This is a genomic window from Parachlamydiales bacterium, assembly GCA_041671045.1.
GTDB lineage: Bacteria > Chlamydiota > Chlamydiia > Chlamydiales > JABDDJ01 > JABDDJ01.
The window spans coordinates 120,112-135,850 of the sequence record JBAZCF010000009.1 but is presented as its reverse complement, the minus strand read 5'-3'; the positions used below and the strand labels follow the sequence as shown (position 1 = coordinate 135,850).

General features: G+C 41.1%; 12 protein-coding genes. 7 read left to right on the top strand and 5 right to left on the bottom strand.

Translation table 11 applies throughout. The features are described from left to right. Positions 1-628: 628 nt before the first annotated feature. The 3 genes from WC222_10020 to WC222_10010 all read right to left on the bottom strand — a co-directional run bounded on the left by WC222_10020 (position 629) and on the right by WC222_10010 (position 4,421). Positions 629-3,154, bottom strand: coding sequence for a hypothetical protein (locus WC222_10020; protein MFA6916720.1), 2,526 nt, complete (start codon positions 3,152-3,154; stop codon positions 629-631). A 368-nt stretch (positions 3,155-3,522) separates the two neighbouring features. After that, complete coding sequence (locus tag WC222_10015) at positions 3,523-3,930, bottom strand: hypothetical protein (GenBank protein MFA6916719.1); 408 nt, start codon at positions 3,928-3,930, stop codon at positions 3,523-3,525. Beyond that, positions 3,930-4,421, bottom strand: a complete 492-nt coding sequence (locus WC222_10010; protein MFA6916718.1) for a hypothetical protein — start codon at positions 4,419-4,421, stop codon at positions 3,930-3,932. Before WC222_10010 ends, WC222_10015 begins: the two co-directional genes overlap by 1 nt. 156 nt (positions 4,422-4,577) lie before the next feature. On the opposite strand from WC222_10010, the gene WC222_10005 reads away from it, so the two are divergent. Then, positions 4,578-5,888 carry a hypothetical protein gene (locus WC222_10005; GenBank protein MFA6916717.1) on the top strand — a complete coding sequence of 437 codons (1,311 nt, stop codon included), beginning with the start codon at positions 4,578-4,580 and terminating at the stop codon, positions 5,886-5,888. Between the two features lie 105 nt (positions 5,889-5,993). Here the strand turns inward: WC222_10005 and WC222_10000 are convergent, their stop codons facing one another. After that, positions 5,994-6,869 (bottom strand): sulfotransferase domain-containing protein, encoded by an 876-nt coding sequence (locus tag WC222_10000; GenBank protein ID MFA6916716.1) that lies wholly within the window; start codon positions 6,867-6,869, stop codon positions 5,994-5,996. A 95-nt stretch (positions 6,870-6,964) separates the two neighbouring features. Between WC222_10000 and rlmD the strand changes: the two genes are divergently transcribed. From rlmD to WC222_09980, 4 genes are all read left to right on the top strand, one after another. Next, positions 6,965-8,326, top strand: a complete 1,362-nt coding sequence (gene rlmD / locus WC222_09995; GenBank protein ID MFA6916715.1) for a 23S rRNA (uracil(1939)-C(5))-methyltransferase RlmD — start codon at positions 6,965-6,967, stop codon at positions 8,324-8,326. Then, positions 8,326-9,285 (top strand): small ribosomal subunit Rsm22 family protein, encoded by a 960-nt coding sequence (locus tag WC222_09990; protein ID MFA6916714.1) that lies wholly within the window; start codon positions 8,326-8,328, stop codon positions 9,283-9,285. Before rlmD ends, WC222_09990 begins: the two co-directional genes overlap by 1 nt. A gap of 249 nt (positions 9,286-9,534) precedes the next feature. Then, entirely contained in the window at positions 9,535-10,836 is a 1,302-nt protein-coding gene (locus WC222_09985; protein ID MFA6916713.1) for a protein kinase, read from the top strand. Positions 10,837-10,897: 61 nt separating this feature from the next. Continuing rightward, positions 10,898-11,893, top strand: a complete 996-nt coding sequence (locus tag WC222_09980; GenBank protein MFA6916712.1) for a patatin-like phospholipase family protein — start codon at positions 10,898-10,900, stop codon at positions 11,891-11,893. Between the two features lie 5 nt (positions 11,894-11,898). On the opposite strand, the gene WC222_09975 is transcribed toward WC222_09980, so the two are convergent. Next, positions 11,899-13,638, bottom strand: coding sequence for a hypothetical protein (locus WC222_09975; protein ID MFA6916711.1), 1,740 nt, complete (start codon positions 13,636-13,638; stop codon positions 11,899-11,901). Between the two features lie 164 nt (positions 13,639-13,802). Between WC222_09975 and WC222_09970 the strand changes: the two genes are divergently transcribed. Continuing rightward, positions 13,803-14,315 (top strand): fasciclin domain-containing protein, encoded by a 513-nt coding sequence (locus tag WC222_09970; protein ID MFA6916710.1) that lies wholly within the window; start codon positions 13,803-13,805, stop codon positions 14,313-14,315. A 156-nt stretch (positions 14,316-14,471) separates the two neighbouring features. After that, a complete protein-coding gene (locus tag WC222_09965) occupies positions 14,472-15,710 on the top strand; it encodes an MFS transporter (GenBank protein MFA6916709.1) in 1,239 nt (412 codons plus the stop codon). Positions 15,711-15,739: the final 29 nt, after the last annotated feature.

Here is a 15,739-nt window from a genome sequence, read left to right as displayed (position 1 = left end):
GGATAAACTCGATCTGAAATCAACTTATCTCAGCCTGCATATGCAGGCTGAGATAATAATGACAGATGAATTAGCTTATTGTTTAGCTGGTATTTCAAAATCAGGGAATAAGAATTTTGAAATATTTTTTGCATATTTTCTAACGTGAAAATTATGCTTATAGCTAATACTCAATTAATTGGTAAGTATCCTTTTCTGAGATTAATTTCAAGGTTTACCCCCCCCCATTACATATGCATAACTGCGAAGCAGTCTTTTGCCACGAAGTGGCGACACCAGTGTGTCATTCTAGCCCACTCTTAAATCTGCCGCCACTTTGTGGCTTGATTCTAGAGAATACCATTTCCATGCGTTCATTCGCTTTGCTCATTCACACATGGCTAACATCCTGTAGCCACTTCGTGGCAAAAGACTGCTTCGCAGTTAAATGTGCTGCGACTTGGTGGGGCATCTTGCAAAATGCAAATAAAAAGATTGTTTTTTCAGAAGGATAGGGGCCCTTGACAAGTCGAGGGCTGGGAAAGCTGCGACAAGTCGCAGCACTCTCATACTAGGATAAACTCGATCTGAAATCAACTTATCTCAGCCTGCATATGCAGGCTGAGATAATAATGACAGATGAATTAGCTTATTGTTTAGCTGGTATTTCAAAATCAGGGAATAAGAATTTTGAAATATTTATTAATCTACCGGAAAGACCATTAATATCATTTGATGCATCTTTTTTATTATAAGCTGCAATAGCACTTTCGAGTTGATCTTTGTTAGAATTATACAAGTTCTCTAAGAGAGTAGCATATCCCACTTCGTTAAGAAGCTTTTGCTCTTTAAGAGGTCTTAGCTCTTTAACAATGTCTTCGAGGAATTTAACAAGTTTAGTGAAATAGTCAATATTATCTTTTTCTAGGTTTGCTTCAATTAGTGCAGTTTTTCCTAGAAGCTCTCCAGATGTTCTGACATATTCATCATGAGCTTTTTTCAATTCTCTGATGCTAACAAGTTGCCCCTTAATAAAGTTGCCGGACTCATCTTTCTTCGAGTTTATCGTCTTTTTAAAGCTTTCAAGTAAGTTTTTATAATGTACTTCTTGAAGTTCTTTTATAGCTTCAGATTTCGAAGTAAGAGTCGCATTGTTTTGCGTTGTTGGGACAATTGACTTTTTGGGAAGATCTAAAGTATGAAATGGTGAACCTGGTACAACTGAATTTGTAACGCCGCGAGTCTGGGGTGGTGGTGAGCTTGGTGTTTGTAGAAGTGTTGATTGTTCTGTATCAACTTTTTCTTCCTTTTGAGCAGACATTATTTTGTCAGATTCTGTTGGTAATGTAACTTCAGTTTCTTCAGTTACTTCAGTTTCTGTAGACTCTAACTCAGGAAGTTTTGCTTTCGCAGCTTCTTCTTCAATATGTCTTCTTTCAGCTTCTTCTTCCAGATGTCTTCTTTCAGTTTCTTTTTCTTCCAGACGTATTCTTTCAGCTTCTTGTTCTTGCTGTGCAATACGTGCAGTTTCTTCTTCTTGACGAATTCTTTCAGCTTCTTGCTGTTTTTCTTGTTCAGCTGCTTTCAGTTGAGTAACTTTTTCAGATACTTTATCTGCAGCGAGTTTTGCAGCTTGAACGGAAGCGTCAGCTTTTTCTGAACGAACTCCGTTTTTCGCAGCTTCTTCTGCAGCACGTTCTGCATCCAAAACGAATGCATTAGCCAAATCACTTTCGTACACTGCTTCTTCAACAGTTTCTGTAGTGGATGCACGTTTTTCTGCTTCTTGAGCAGCTTGTTGGGCACCTTCTGCTAAACATTCTTGCTCTTTAACACGTATGTTTTCTTTAGCAGTAGCTTCTATTTCTGCATTACGTGCAATTTCTTCTTCTTGACGAATTCTTTCAGCTTCTTGCTGTTTTTCTTGTTCAGCTGCTTTTAATTGAGCAGCTTTTTCAGATGCTTTTTCTGAAGCGAGTTTAGCAGCTTCAGCAGAAGCGTCAGCTTTTTCTGAACGAAGTCCGTTTTTTGCAGCATTTGTAGCAGCCTCAACTGCCTCTAGATGTAAGAGTGTAGCCTGGTTTGCTTCTTGTTGTGCTGTTTCAGAAGTTTCTGCACTTAATGCGCGATCTCTTGCTTCTTCAGCTCGATTTTTAGCGGTTTCTGCTAGTTGTTCTTGCTCTTCAACACGTGTCTTTTCTTGAGCAGTTTCTTGTTTCTGACGCTCTACTTCTATTTGAGCGGCTTCTTGTTGCTGACGTTCTGTTTCTTGACGTTGTATCTCAGCTTCAGCTTCTTGTTCTTGTTTTTTTGTTTCAGCATCAGCGTCAGAATTTGCAGCTGGTTTATCTTCTTCTTCTACTTTAACCTCAGCCTTAGTTTCTTCTTCGACTTCTGGTTTTTCTTCTTCTTCTTTAACTTTCGCTTTTTCAAGTTCAGCTTGAGCTTTAACTTTTTCGGCTTCATCAGCAATTCTTTTCTTCTCAGCAGCATCCGCTATTTTTTTCTGCGCCGCTTCTTTTAGTGCTTCGAATTTAGTATTGGCTTTTTCAGCGGCTTCTTTTGCGCATCTAGCAGCTAAGTCAGCTTCTGGAGATCTTACACCGTTTGAAACTGCATTTTCTGCTGCGGCAAGTGCTCTTTGAGAGTGTACGAAAGTATTGTTTTTGTGTGTTTCAGCTTCTTCAACGGTTCTAGATCTGAATGTTTTTCCTTGATCTTCTTCAGCCGCTGCTTGCTCTTTCTTTGCTTCAGCTACTTTCCCGTTAATGCGCTGATCTTCTGCAGCAGCTTTTTGGGCTAATGCGTTTGCTCTTTGTTCAGCAGCTTTCAATTCATCTAATTTTGCGTCAGCCTCTCGATAGTATCCTGCCGCCTTTTTAGCATGGCTATCCGCGACTTCTGATATGATACCATTAGTTATTGTTAAATTAGCTTCCCTTCGCGCATCCTGAGCAGCAGTATATGCAGCTGTAACATGATGAGCAGCTTGAGCAGCTGTTGTAGCGGAACTAGCTTGGTTTTTGTGTGTCTCAGCACGGCCCATTGCAGCTTTTGCTGCTTCTGTTGAACGGTCTATCCCTTGGATACGTTGTGCTTTTAGAAGTTCTTCTAGTGTGGGTTCAGGGGGCTTGTTCTTAGCAGGCGCAGGATTGCTAAGTAGGATCGCTGCCAAAGCGAGTGATGAGACTGCTGCAAGGATCCATAAGGAGTTAGCTGTGACGACGAATTTCACTGCGAAGGCACCGGCTGCGCCGAAAGTTAGGACTTGAGCGGATTTTCTTGCGCCCCAGCTAAATGTGCTAGAAACTTCTTGTTTCTCACCAAGATTTTGTACTGCTATTCTCTGCGTTTGAGTAGATGCGGGAGCTGTCGAAAAGCATGCTTCTGGCAGGCATGCGCCGAATATTTTTTGAATTGCTGCTGACATGTATTTACCTTTTGTAATAATTCTATTTTGACCATTGCTTGAAAAGCATAATGCCCTAACATAAATACTTCAAGCGAAATTTGTTGATTTTTAGTTAGAGTTAGTTTGTGTTTTTAAAACTTTGAAGCATGGTAACTTAACGCATCAATTTTGCCATTTTCATCAAATTTTATGATGACGGTTAAGGTCTTTTGATGTTGTGATGATTTAGAAAGAGCATCGCAACCGGAGTAAATGAACAGGAGGAGGCCGCTGGATTCTGAGCGTTTAACTTCATGGGAGATTTTGTCGTAGATCCAGGTTTCGTTGCCTTTATCATCTCTTGTTACAATATTGGGAGAGCCCATGATGCAGGCAACATCTGCTTGAGGCATGCCTGTGTAAAGTTCCCTTTGGACCACGCCTAGGGTCATCTCTTGTTCGTGGCGGGCGGAAAAGTCCTGTGAATATTGTCTAACTCCTGAGCAGGATGTAGCGCAAATTGCCATTAAGGATGAAGCTAAGATTAGTTTTAGATGCATTATAGATTCTCTTTTTGTAAGAATATTCCTTTATGAACCTTATCAAAGAACTCTTGGTAGAAACCAAGGTCATGGACTTGCTCGACGCTTGAAACGGCGCCAAAGTTGTCGAATGTTTTCGTTTGGAAATTGATACGGACGCGGACGGTGTTTTCGTAGGCTGTGACGTTTGCAGAAGCTTCCAAGACAGAATGTTTGTTCCAGCGGCCTTCACCGCCCATACATGCAAGAAATACGTGGAGGGAGTTAGTTACGTCGATGTCCTTTTCTGCACTAAGTAAGCCGAGATCAGAGACTGCATTTTTGATGATATATCCGTCATCTTGCAGGACATTCATCATACTTTTCATGACCAATTTTTGGTCGCAGGTGTCGAAGTCACGCGATTGAATTTGGCGTATTTCCAGTTGTGTTTTTGCAGGTAGGTTGTGAGCGGCACATCCTCCTAGGAGTATTCCTACGCAGCATAAGGGGATAATAAATAAACGCATAAAATACCAGACATCTTAGTAATAGGAACTACTATGAATAAAATCAAATTAATACTCAAACGAAATTCTTAATGTTATTATTGTAAAGTATTAATATTTCCTTTATAATTTTTTGTTAGATTTGATTTTTTATTTAACCGTTATAAGGATAACTTTATGTCAGGAATTACAGATTTTATTTTAGGAAAAAACGAAATCTACGAACGCAGCAATCCCCTTTATCATCAGGATATGATTTCCGCGGATGCCAGCGTCTATGCTTTTGAAGGGAATGTAAAAGAATGGCAAACGGATAAATCTTTAACCGCAAGAGTGGATAATGTAGTCAATATTACTACAGCTACAAATAGACACCGGAAAGATGCGCAAGATTATTGGAAAGATCGCAGATCTGAAGCCTTAAAACTCATCGGTGCGAGTGTTGTTGTAGGATTAGGAGGTGTAGGCGCGCTAATATATAGTGTAAAAATACTGCCTGTACTTTGTGTTGTGTCGGCTGTATCGTCGCTCGTCTTAGGGATTGCAAGAAATTACACCGCCGACAGTCAGTTGGAGGCTTGGGAAAATCCTGTCGAAAAGGTTATTTCAGCACGTAAGCACCTTGCTGTATTAGGCGACCACGCGTTTCCCATAGCTTTTCAAAGAGGTTACGCTGCTAGTCATTACATTAGTAAGCCTGAAATACAAAACCTTTGGCATAGCTGGGCTCCAGCCTTTATGAAAGATTATACTACAGGTGTTTCTGCTACTGTAGATAAGATTAAATCCTTCTTCACCTTTAATCCGTTAGATCAACAAGTATTGACTCATACATTTGGATTCGTTCCACCTCAGTATTCTCAGATTTCTACAACTTTCATGGGCGTAAAAGCGCATTTTGATGATCTACAGACAGAGACAAATGCTGATAAAGGCCGTATCATCCATCATGCTCAGCAACAGATAGGTCTTCTTCAGCAAACATTAGATATGTATCACACTTATTTTAACGATAATGCCGAAGCTGTTAAATCAAACGCAGCTAAAGCTTACCTTTCTGCAGTTGAGGGACTAGACTCGAAGAATCCTGAACATAAACCCATTATTGATCGTGCACTCTTTGCAAAGAATCTAGAAGTGGCTAGAGCTCAAAACTTATATAATGTTTTGATGGCTCCTTATAATTTGCAATTTCGTACCCAAAGTATGCAGGTTACCCAATGGAAGGATAATGAGTTTGCTAACATTAATAAGGCTAACCGTGCTGCTACTGCTCAGTATGCTGATTGGGTAAGCAATATTGCCAATGCCTTTAAAAACACGGAAATGGTTTTACCACCAAGTCCTTTCACATATAACGTGCAGAATGAACTTCCAACTTATAGTTTTGGGACTGTACAAGCTCCAACTTATTCTCCTGATGTGGGTATTTCGCCGCAGGAATGGTCGAGCATATTAGCCGGAATTCCTACTCAGGCTGTAAGATAAGGTCTTAGCTATAACTTAGATTGCACTCCCTCTATCCCTGATTGCTACGGAATGCATGCAATTACGGATAGAGGGACATTATTGTTATGCCCGAGAGCGAATGCATTACTCAAAATAGCCTAAGGCCTTTTGGTATTCACCCAAATGTTGTCTAAATGTTTTGACATGTTTGCGTGTAAAATGTTTCTTCCATGCACCGATTTGCCCCGAGCGGAAGGTGCCATTGACAACAGCGGGCCCTTTATTACCAAAGATGCTGGCGCAGATATGAGCAAGAGCTCCTTCGTCGATCCGCATCCCTAAGGCGTTTGCGGTTTTTGTGATGGACCTTTGTTGATCTCTACTGCTGCCCCCACCTTCCGGACCGACAAGGTTTTCGAATTTAACAAATAAGGTTTGCGGAACTTTCTTCCAAAGAGCAGCCTCCCTAGCATTTTTTTTTATGTTAAGGATAGGAAAATGGGTGATGCCGTAGTTTCCTTCGATGACCCAGCTGAGTTTCTGATCAAACGTGGAGGGCCCTATTTCTGTTTCGATTTCGCTCCATTGGTAAATGACGAGAGAGACGCAGGCGTCGCGAAGATCTCTGACGATAATGATGGGTTGGTATTCGGGATGGGTTTCGTAAAACTTGATGAAGAAGCGGGAAAAATTAAGGTGCGCGGTAGCAAACTCATTATTGGCTGCCATTCCTGCCATGATGGCTTCGAATTTGAGGTAATCCTTTTCAGCATCTGCTGCGGGTGCATCTTCGTAAAAAGTATAGGCACCTACCGATTTAATGAACCAGGCAGGTTCGATAGGGACCTTTCTTGTGAGCAGGACCAGCATCTTTTGGATAAGGTGCGTTCCGCATTTGGGGATGCTAAGGCAGAAAAAAGGACGTGCGGCTTGCAGGGTGAGCGGAAGAAATGTAAAGATGAGTAGGCACAATAGACTAGGCTTCAATTTCTTAAGGAGTGTATTATAGTTAAGCTTCATAAAAGACCTTTTTGAAGTTTTTAGAGTGCGTTTAACACGTAAAGAATTAATTGTGTATTTTTTTTGAGTTTTAGAAAGGGCGTCTTGCAATAATTATGGGACAAGAAAGAGAAAAACCGCGTTGTAACCAAAATATCAACACAACTATTCAGTCACTAGGATTCAATGGTGAAGGGATAGGACACTGGCATGGGCATCGCTTATTAATAGATGGGGCCTTGCCGGATGAAGTTGTGCGTGGACGTGTTTTTGATTGTTCATCACGATTCAGCAGGATGCGGCTTGAGCAGATTGAAAATCCATCCCCGTTCCGTGTGGAACCACCCTGCCGATATTTTGGACGTTGCGGCGGCTGCCAGCTGATGCATATGAATTTAGATAGGCAGCTTCAGTTTAAACGTGAGAGGGTAGTCAATGCTTTAGCACGTTTTGGAAGTTTTGAAGAGATAGAGGTAGCGCCTTGTGCTCCCTCACCGCATTCATTGCATTACCGTAATAAAATATTATTACCTGTGAGGCAAGGTGAGGATGGTCTCGTTTTAGGGTTGTATGCGCGTAATTCGCACGAGCTTGTCCCGATCCGAGAATGTTTGGTGCACTGCCCTTTAGGCGAAGAGGTTTTTAGCCAGGTTTCCGCGTTGGTGCGTGAGTCACTATTAAGTGCATACGATCATGCGACAGGAGAGGGGTTGCTGCGGTTCCTACAAATTAGGACAGCAGAGACTACACAGCAGGTTTTGGTCACATTTGTTGTAAGCCGTGATGAAAAGAGGGAGTTAGTACCCTTAGCAGAAGCCATTATGCAACGTTGTCCGGCTGTTAAAGGCGTGGTCATGAATATTAATTCTGAAGCCGGCAACACTGCTTTGGGAAATATATTTGTTACTCTGTGCGGTGCAGGTAGTATTGAAGAGTACGTCTTAGAAAGAGTGTTCAAAGTTTCTCCCGCATCCTTCTTTCAGGTTAACTTGCATCAGGCGGAAAAGATCTACCAAAAGGCTATTGAATTGGCCGAGTGTACTGCAGAGGATATTTTATTGGATGCTTATTGTGGTGTGGGGACTTTAGCCCTTTGTGCTTCTGCCAAAGTCAAAAAGGTCATAGGTGTAGAGCAAGTGCCTGAAGCGATTGAAGATGCCAAGGATAACTGCCGACGCAATGAAATAGGAAATGCAGAATTTGTCTGCGCTGCTAGCGAAGAGTACATTACATCTTGCGGTAAAGTGGATGTAGTTATTGTAAACCCACCGCGGAAAGGGTGTGCAGAATCATTCCTAATAAAATTAGCAGAGTTGCGTCCACGGTCCATTGTGTATGTATCCTGCGATCCTGCAACACTGGGCCGTGATGCTAGGATACTTGTCGATCGCGGCTACACTTTGGGTACAGTGTACCCTTACGATATGTTTCCGCAAACTTCCCATGTAGAGTCTGTAGTAAAATTGGAGCTTAGATAATGCAACTGCCTGAAAAACTTTTAGCAGCTTTGATGAGCGAAGCTGAAAAACATTCTCTGCGTCTTTTAGCAGACTCTAGAGAAGTCCTGACTCATCGCTATAAATTCAGGGAAGGGACTGGGCAGGCGGATGAGTTTATACGTACAGAAGACGATAGGTTGACTTATGTCTTGTCGCGCATGCCGGCAACGTTTGCTGCGGTGGAATCGTGTTTAACTTCCTGGAAAAACCCGGAAGGTTGTCAAAGTGTTTTAGATGTAGGGGCCGGACCAGGAACAGCCTCTTGGGCAGCATTAACTCAAGGGATGTCAGGGCCGTTTACTTTGGTCGAGAGAGACGCCGGTTTGATCTCGTTAGGAAAAAAATTAGCCACAGAGAGTGGGCTGGCTTCTTCCCTATGGGTGCAAGCTGATTTGACGTCCTTGCCAGATATTCAGGCGCATGATCTAGTCATTTGTTCCTATGCCTTAGGTGAAATACCGTTGCAGCAGCGAATGGAGGTATTAAAGTGGTTGTGGTCCAAAGCTAAAGTTGCTTTGCTTGTCGTTGAGCCGGGTAGTAAGGCCGGTTTTGAAGTGATAAGAGCAGGCAGAGAGCAGCTCTTATTACAAGGAGCGGCTATTACGGCACCTTGTCCACATGCTTTTGCCTGTCCAATGCCGGAAGGGGATTGGTGCCATTTCAGTGTTAGGTTAGAGAGGACTCCCATCCATCGTTATCTGAAGAAGGGAAGTTTATCCTATGAAGATGAAAAATTCTCGTATGTTTTATTTGAGCGCATTTCTTCTACCCCTACTCTTAAAAGCAGAATTGTCGGTTATCCTGATAAACATTCGGGACATTTAGCGCTGAAGCTATGCGTTCCTGAGGGGCAACTTAAGAAGGAGACAATTTCTCGCAAAGAAGGGGAGAGGTACAAACTTGCCAAGAAAGCTTCTTGGGGAGATTTATTCATTTAAAACCCAACGTGTTCTCCTCTGAAGGGAAGACTAGATCTTCAGCAAAATCTTTATGGCCTAATTTATTGAAATTCTCTTTTATTAAATTTTTAATATCTTGAATGTTTTAGTTGCCTTTATTAATAATTATTTATTTCTAGATGGAAATAAAGAATAAATTTTATTTACATAATTAATTTATTTTAATTATGTTTTAGTTTAATGTCGATTTTTTTTACTATAGTATTATGGACACATAATAGGTTTAGTATGGTTTCTTTGTTTACTTGGTTTAATAAAGAGAATCAAAATCCTAACATTGCTAGTAAACCTTTGAATTCTCCACATATTTCTAATGAAAAATCGAAAATAAATAGAAATATTATCGATACTATTTCTATGGCATTTTCCGGCGATGAACTGGACAGCATGAAATTCTACGATAGATTTAAAGAGGAGTCAGCGTCGAATGGCATGGTTGTGGTCGCTGAGAAATACAATAATACTCTCAAATTCAATAAGAAACAGTTAAATGAGATCGTTAAATTAGCGAAAAACTATTTAAAGAATAGCCCCTCTGACAATGTTTCTTTTAGGTATGGCGAAAATACCATCGATGTAAGAGCTATACAAACGCAGGATGAAATTTATTTAAAAATGTACTTGCGGAGTGAAGAAATTATTGCAGGTGGCGGTGGCGGTATGATCAATGCCAGCACCAAATTAAGTAGTGGATCTGCTTCTGTAGAAAAGATTGGTATGGACGTGGAGGCTTTTGAGAATGAAGTGGAAGTCCTGCACGAAACACATCAGCGTATTCAAGAACATATCGATGATCTCAGGCCCAAGTTTCCGCATGCTTTTAGAAAGAAAAAATCAGGAGAGTATGCTTGCATTGTCGTCTCTCCTAACCCTTCTTTTGTGAATCTGGAAGAACACCGATATCACATGAAACGATTTAAGGGTGATTTAGCAAACCATATAGAGAGGCATGGAGATTCATTAACTATCAAGGAAAAAAACAAACTTGCCAAAGATACAATTGCTGCCATAGCTATTCTTCATGAAATGGGAGTCGTACATAAAGACATAAAAATGCCCAACTTTTTAGTTGACCAGGGGGGACGTGTCTTGATTGCCGACTTTGGGGAAGCGCGAGTGTTAAAAGACACTATTAACGATCCCAACCTACCGGATCTAATCAATATCCAACATACCTTTGGAACAGCTGAGTATACAAGTGTGAATATTATAAAGCAGTTGCAAAAGTGCGTGAAGAAGAATGATTGGGAAGCATACAACTACAATTTAACACGCTTAGATAACTATGCTTTAGGGGTTGTGCTTTATGAACTTTATACAGGGGAAGAACCCTATGAAAGAGATATAAGACAGTCATCCGTCTATAGATTGGGAGATTCAAAAGTTGTCGCAAAACCCCTTAAAGAGGGAATATTTGAAAGCGCAAACTTTAAAAACAGTACGCCTCCTGATATGCAAATACAGATCCAAGCTCTGATGTTAGGCTATCCTGTTGATAAACAAGAGCTTTATGATCTAGTGCCAAAATAGTAACATTAAAATTTAGTCTTATATAATATCAGGGTCTTTACTAACGATCCTCGAGTCAGCTGTGAAACACTCTATATACCTTCTCCACACACTATTAATATTGATTGCAACAGCCTGTTGCCCGCATAAATATATACCCGATCATGAGCCCCCCCCTCCACCCTGTTTTGAAGTTCCGGAAAGAATCCGTGTTGCTTTAGTCCTAGGTAGCGGCGGAGTGCGCGGCATGGCCCATGTCGGAGTATTGGAAGAATTGGTGAACGCAGGTATTGAATTTGATGTGATCATCGGATGCAGTGCAGGCAGTATCGTAGGTGCTCTTTATGCGGATAGTATGGATATGTGTGTGGTCAAGGATGCAGTCAAAAATCTAAAGACTGACAAAATCTTGGATATAGACATTTGGGATTGCCGTTTTGGATTATCCCAAGGAACTGCGATGACCCGCATGCTAGATGATAAACTGAATGCCACCTGTTTTAGTGAATTGAAGATTCCCTTCATTGCTGTAGCTACTGACCTTAATTCGGGGGAGTTGGTTCCGATAGGCAGTGGTGATTTGATCAAAGCTGTGAGGGCCTCTACCTCAATACCATTAGTGTTTGTTCCGGTAGAGATGCACGGCAGGGTTCTTGTCGACGGGGGCATCATTAATCCCGTGCCGGTAAGCGTGGCAAGGCATTTAGGTGCTGAATTAGTTATTGCAGTGGATTTATGTGAGTTATTACCTAAGACTTTTCCCACCAATCTTTTTGGCGTAGCATCACGCAGCACAGAGATAGCGTTTATGTGGCAGAATACATTGAGTATCAGAGATGCTAATATCAACATCCGCCCGAAGATGTGCGGTGTGGGGACATTTAATGACAAAGCCAAAATGCAATTATATATGGCTGGTCGTGAGGCGGCGCGTGAAATGATTCCCCAGATAAAGGAGCTGTTGTCTCAGCTGCCTCCTAAAGAGGAATGTGAATACAGGAATACGCGGATTGTACAGCCCATGTGTTCCAATCCTGATCATCCAGCATTCGATATATGTTTTGATGAGAGATGGTAAAAAAATCACCCTCTCGGTTGGAATAGTTTAGCGATTTCCTCTCTGATGTAATTCCTGAGTGCTTCTGGTGGAAACTCAAGTTGATAGGCTTCTTTGAGGATCATTTTTTTGTTCTCAGTGCAGTGAATAATAATCTGCATCGTCGATTGGATCTGCATTTTTCCCTTCTTTTGTAACTCTCCATAGCTTAAGAAAATTCTACTCCACGCTGTATGTAGGGTGTCTTGGCTAATGAATGGCTTGAAGACTAAAAGAAGAAAATGAATTTTCGGAATGGATTTTATATCCTTGCAAAGCCGATTAAAATGGAGCGACCAAGAAAGGTTTGAAATGTTTTTAGAAAGGAGTGATTGAAGGATTTTGTTGAGTTGGGAAAGGGCAATGGTTAGATTGTCCGGTGATTCTTCCGCGAAAGTCCTGGCAAAAAATTCGAGGATATTTTGCAGCTGGTTTGTATTATATGCGTAGGGCATGACTAGGTTTTTTAAAATATCATACGCCTTATCTAAGGTAGATGGGTTATACGTCAGGAAAAATGCATAGACTCTGAAGGCTCCCAAAATATCACCCCTTTGCAGGCAATACTGTGCTAATGGGTAGCATTTAGTACTTAGGGCTTCCGTTTGATCATTGGGGGGCAAACTTTTCAGATAATTTAGAAGGGGATGACTGGCTCTTTCCTTTGGAGACACATACTTAATCTGAATGGGACAATTGACATTCCTAAATTTCAGTGCATGCGGGATAAGTTCAAGGTATGTTGCTTGATCGTTAATATTATGTGCAGCTTGCAGGAGTGCTGCCTGGATGAAGGAAAAGGCATTATAATCTATGTTTTCGCAGACCCAGGGCAGCAGGGCCTTGTCTTCCAGTTTAAGATGATCCAACACTGCTTTACATGCAGCGGCCTTATTGATCCCTTCTAACGACGCTATATACACGGTGACTTTGTTGAAATAGTCAGAAGAATGTGTTTGAAATGCGGGAGAAGTGAATACTGTGTGGTAGTGCGTCTTCAGAATATCTTCAAGGTGACAGCTACCCAGGAGGTCGGTTACGGATTCCCGATACGTAACAAAAATACTGCTGATTTGCTGGAAAAACGGGGGGGTTGCCTTTATTTGTTGCCATAGATCTACATATAAATTTTCAAAACTTGAAATAACAATATGGTCTTTCTGAATTTCCAGTTGGGGAATAGAGATATTTTCTTGATACGCCAATACAGCAGCTGTGTATAGCATCCAGATAAAATACTTCATGCTATATTTCTCTGCAGACCGTTGTATGGCTTCATTAGGCGAGTAGATAAATATTTCGAGAATAATTTTATGAATAAAGGGTGTTAATTCTTGGAAATTGGGCCTTTCTCCCTGTAATGATGCGCGGACTTGCAGGAGGGCATTGGCGGATTCCTCTGATTCTTGACTTTCAGTTTTTTCTAGCTGCAGCAAAAGTTCTTCCTGAGTAGACAAATAGGAGGTCACTTCGGAGAGGCTATCTTTTTCAGTTTTTAATAATTTGGATAGGTTCTTAAGTTTTTCCGGAAACAGGGAGTCTTTAATGAAGGTTCGCAGGGCAAGTGGGGCGAATTGGTCGAGCGAGAGTTTTTCCAATTCGGAACGAAATTCTTTTAATACACGTTTTATATCGATTTTTGAGTTTTTTTGATGGTTACTATTAACAATCAACTCTTTAATAACTTTAATGGTTTGGATTGTAGTTGTTGTATTAAATAGAATCATATTAACTCTTTTTTAAAGGATTATATGACAAACCCTTGTAAAAATAAATGCCAAAATCCAAAGGTCTTAAGAAATAACAACTTTAGAGTAAATGTCATTGTAAAAAAAAAATCAGGATGATTCACTGACCATTGAAAAACAATTTATAGAGTGGGGATTTTTTCATGAATAAAATTATCCTTGGTTTTATCGCCTTAGCTGCGGTAGTACTAGCATTTTCTTTGGGCGGCTTGAAAGCCGGAAGTGGGGATCAGAATACGGACACCCTCACCTTACTAGAAATTACTTCAGCTGATCCATCATTTAGCACTTTTGTCTCAGCTTTAAAAGCTTCAGGCTTCGACGAAAAGTTGAAGGGGTCTAAAGACTTCACTATTTTCGCTCCTTCCAATGACGCTTTTGCAAAATTACCGGCCGGCGTCTTGCAAACACTGCTAAAACCACAGAATAAAGACAAGCTTAAAGAGGTTATTTCTTATCACATTATTCCTGGTAAGATAGAGGGTGAACAGCTGCACTCTTCTATAGTAGGGACTTTAAGCGGTAAGAAAATTAATCTAAAAGTTAATGGTTCCAATATCAACGTCAATAATGCCAAAGTGGTTAAATCAGATATTAAAGCCAGCAACGGTGTAATCTATGTTCTTGACACTGTTTTAGTTCCGCAGCCCCATTGATTGCATGATTTTATCCCTTATCCTTAGGTAGTTTGATCGAAAAGAACTGTTATAAAATGAAGGAGAGATTCTCTCCTTCATTTCTTGGTTAGACAAACAAATTCATAGGCAGCTACAATTAGTCAGTTTTGTATTTATCCTATTATTTGAAGGGGTATGAGTTTTAAAGAAGCCACAGAATTTGAGACGCAGACGCGCTCGGCATTTTTATGGACACGTATATTAAACATCCCCTTTTGGGTTGTTTACAATATCCTTTATATCATTTTGTTCAAAGAACTTGGCGCCACTCCGCTTCAAATTACTGCCATCATAGCTTTGAAACCTGCAGCTTCCCTCCTTTCACCTTATTGGAGCATATCTGTTGTTCAGAGAAGTGATAAGCTAGTTTCTAACTTGGTCTGGGCTAATATCCTAAAATTCCTTCCTTTCATTTTCTTTCCATGGATCACCAACAATTGGATCCTTATTTTAGCTTTCGGTTATTACATGGTATTTGTGCGCGGGGTTGTTCCTGCTTGGATGGAGATCATTAAGCAAAATATCCAGGGAGTGGAAAGGGAAAAGGTTTTTGCCTTTGGATCGGCTATAGATTATTTAGGAAGTGCCTTATTGCCGCTCGCCTTTGGCTGGGTTCTCGATGCTTATCCCGGTATTTGGCGTTGGATCTTCTGCTACAGTGCTTTAATCGGAATATTTTCGACCTTCTTTTTATACAGGATCCGTGTGAATATATCTCCACAGCCGGTCATCCCACAAAAAAACCGGCAGAAGTTATCGGAGCCGTGGGTAGCAGCGTGGCGCTTGTTGTCAGAGCGAAGAGATTTTGCTAAGTTCCAGATTGGATATTTGTTAGGCGGTTCAGCCTTAATGATGATCCATACAGTACAATCTATGTATTTTGTGGATGTATTGAATCTTTCTTATACTGAGATGCTGCTTGCTTTGGGGTTATGCAAAGGTCTTGCCTTTGCTGCAACATCGCCTACGTGGGTAAAATGGTTTAATTCAGTAAATATCTTCAAAGCATGTGCTATGGTTACGTTCTTAGGGGCTTTATTCCCACTAACTCTTTTATTAGCTGGTTGGGAGACGGGCTGGGTCTACGCTGCATTTTTAGTTTACGGCATTATGCAGGCCGGCAGCGAGCTCACTTGGCATATGTCAGGTCCCGTGTTTTCTAAGAACGAAGATAGCGCTGTCTATTCGACGACGAATGTGTTGATCGTAGGCTTGCGGGGCTGTGTCGCGCCTGCATTAGGGAGCCTGATATTTTATTTGACTAACTCTATGACCGTTCTTTGTCTCAGCTCCCTCTTATGCTTGGTGGCGACAGAGCGAATGCTCAAGTATAGTTACGAAGAAGAAAAAGAAACTCTTCCCGAAACGACTTAACTTCAATCAAAGCGAATTGCGAAACAAGT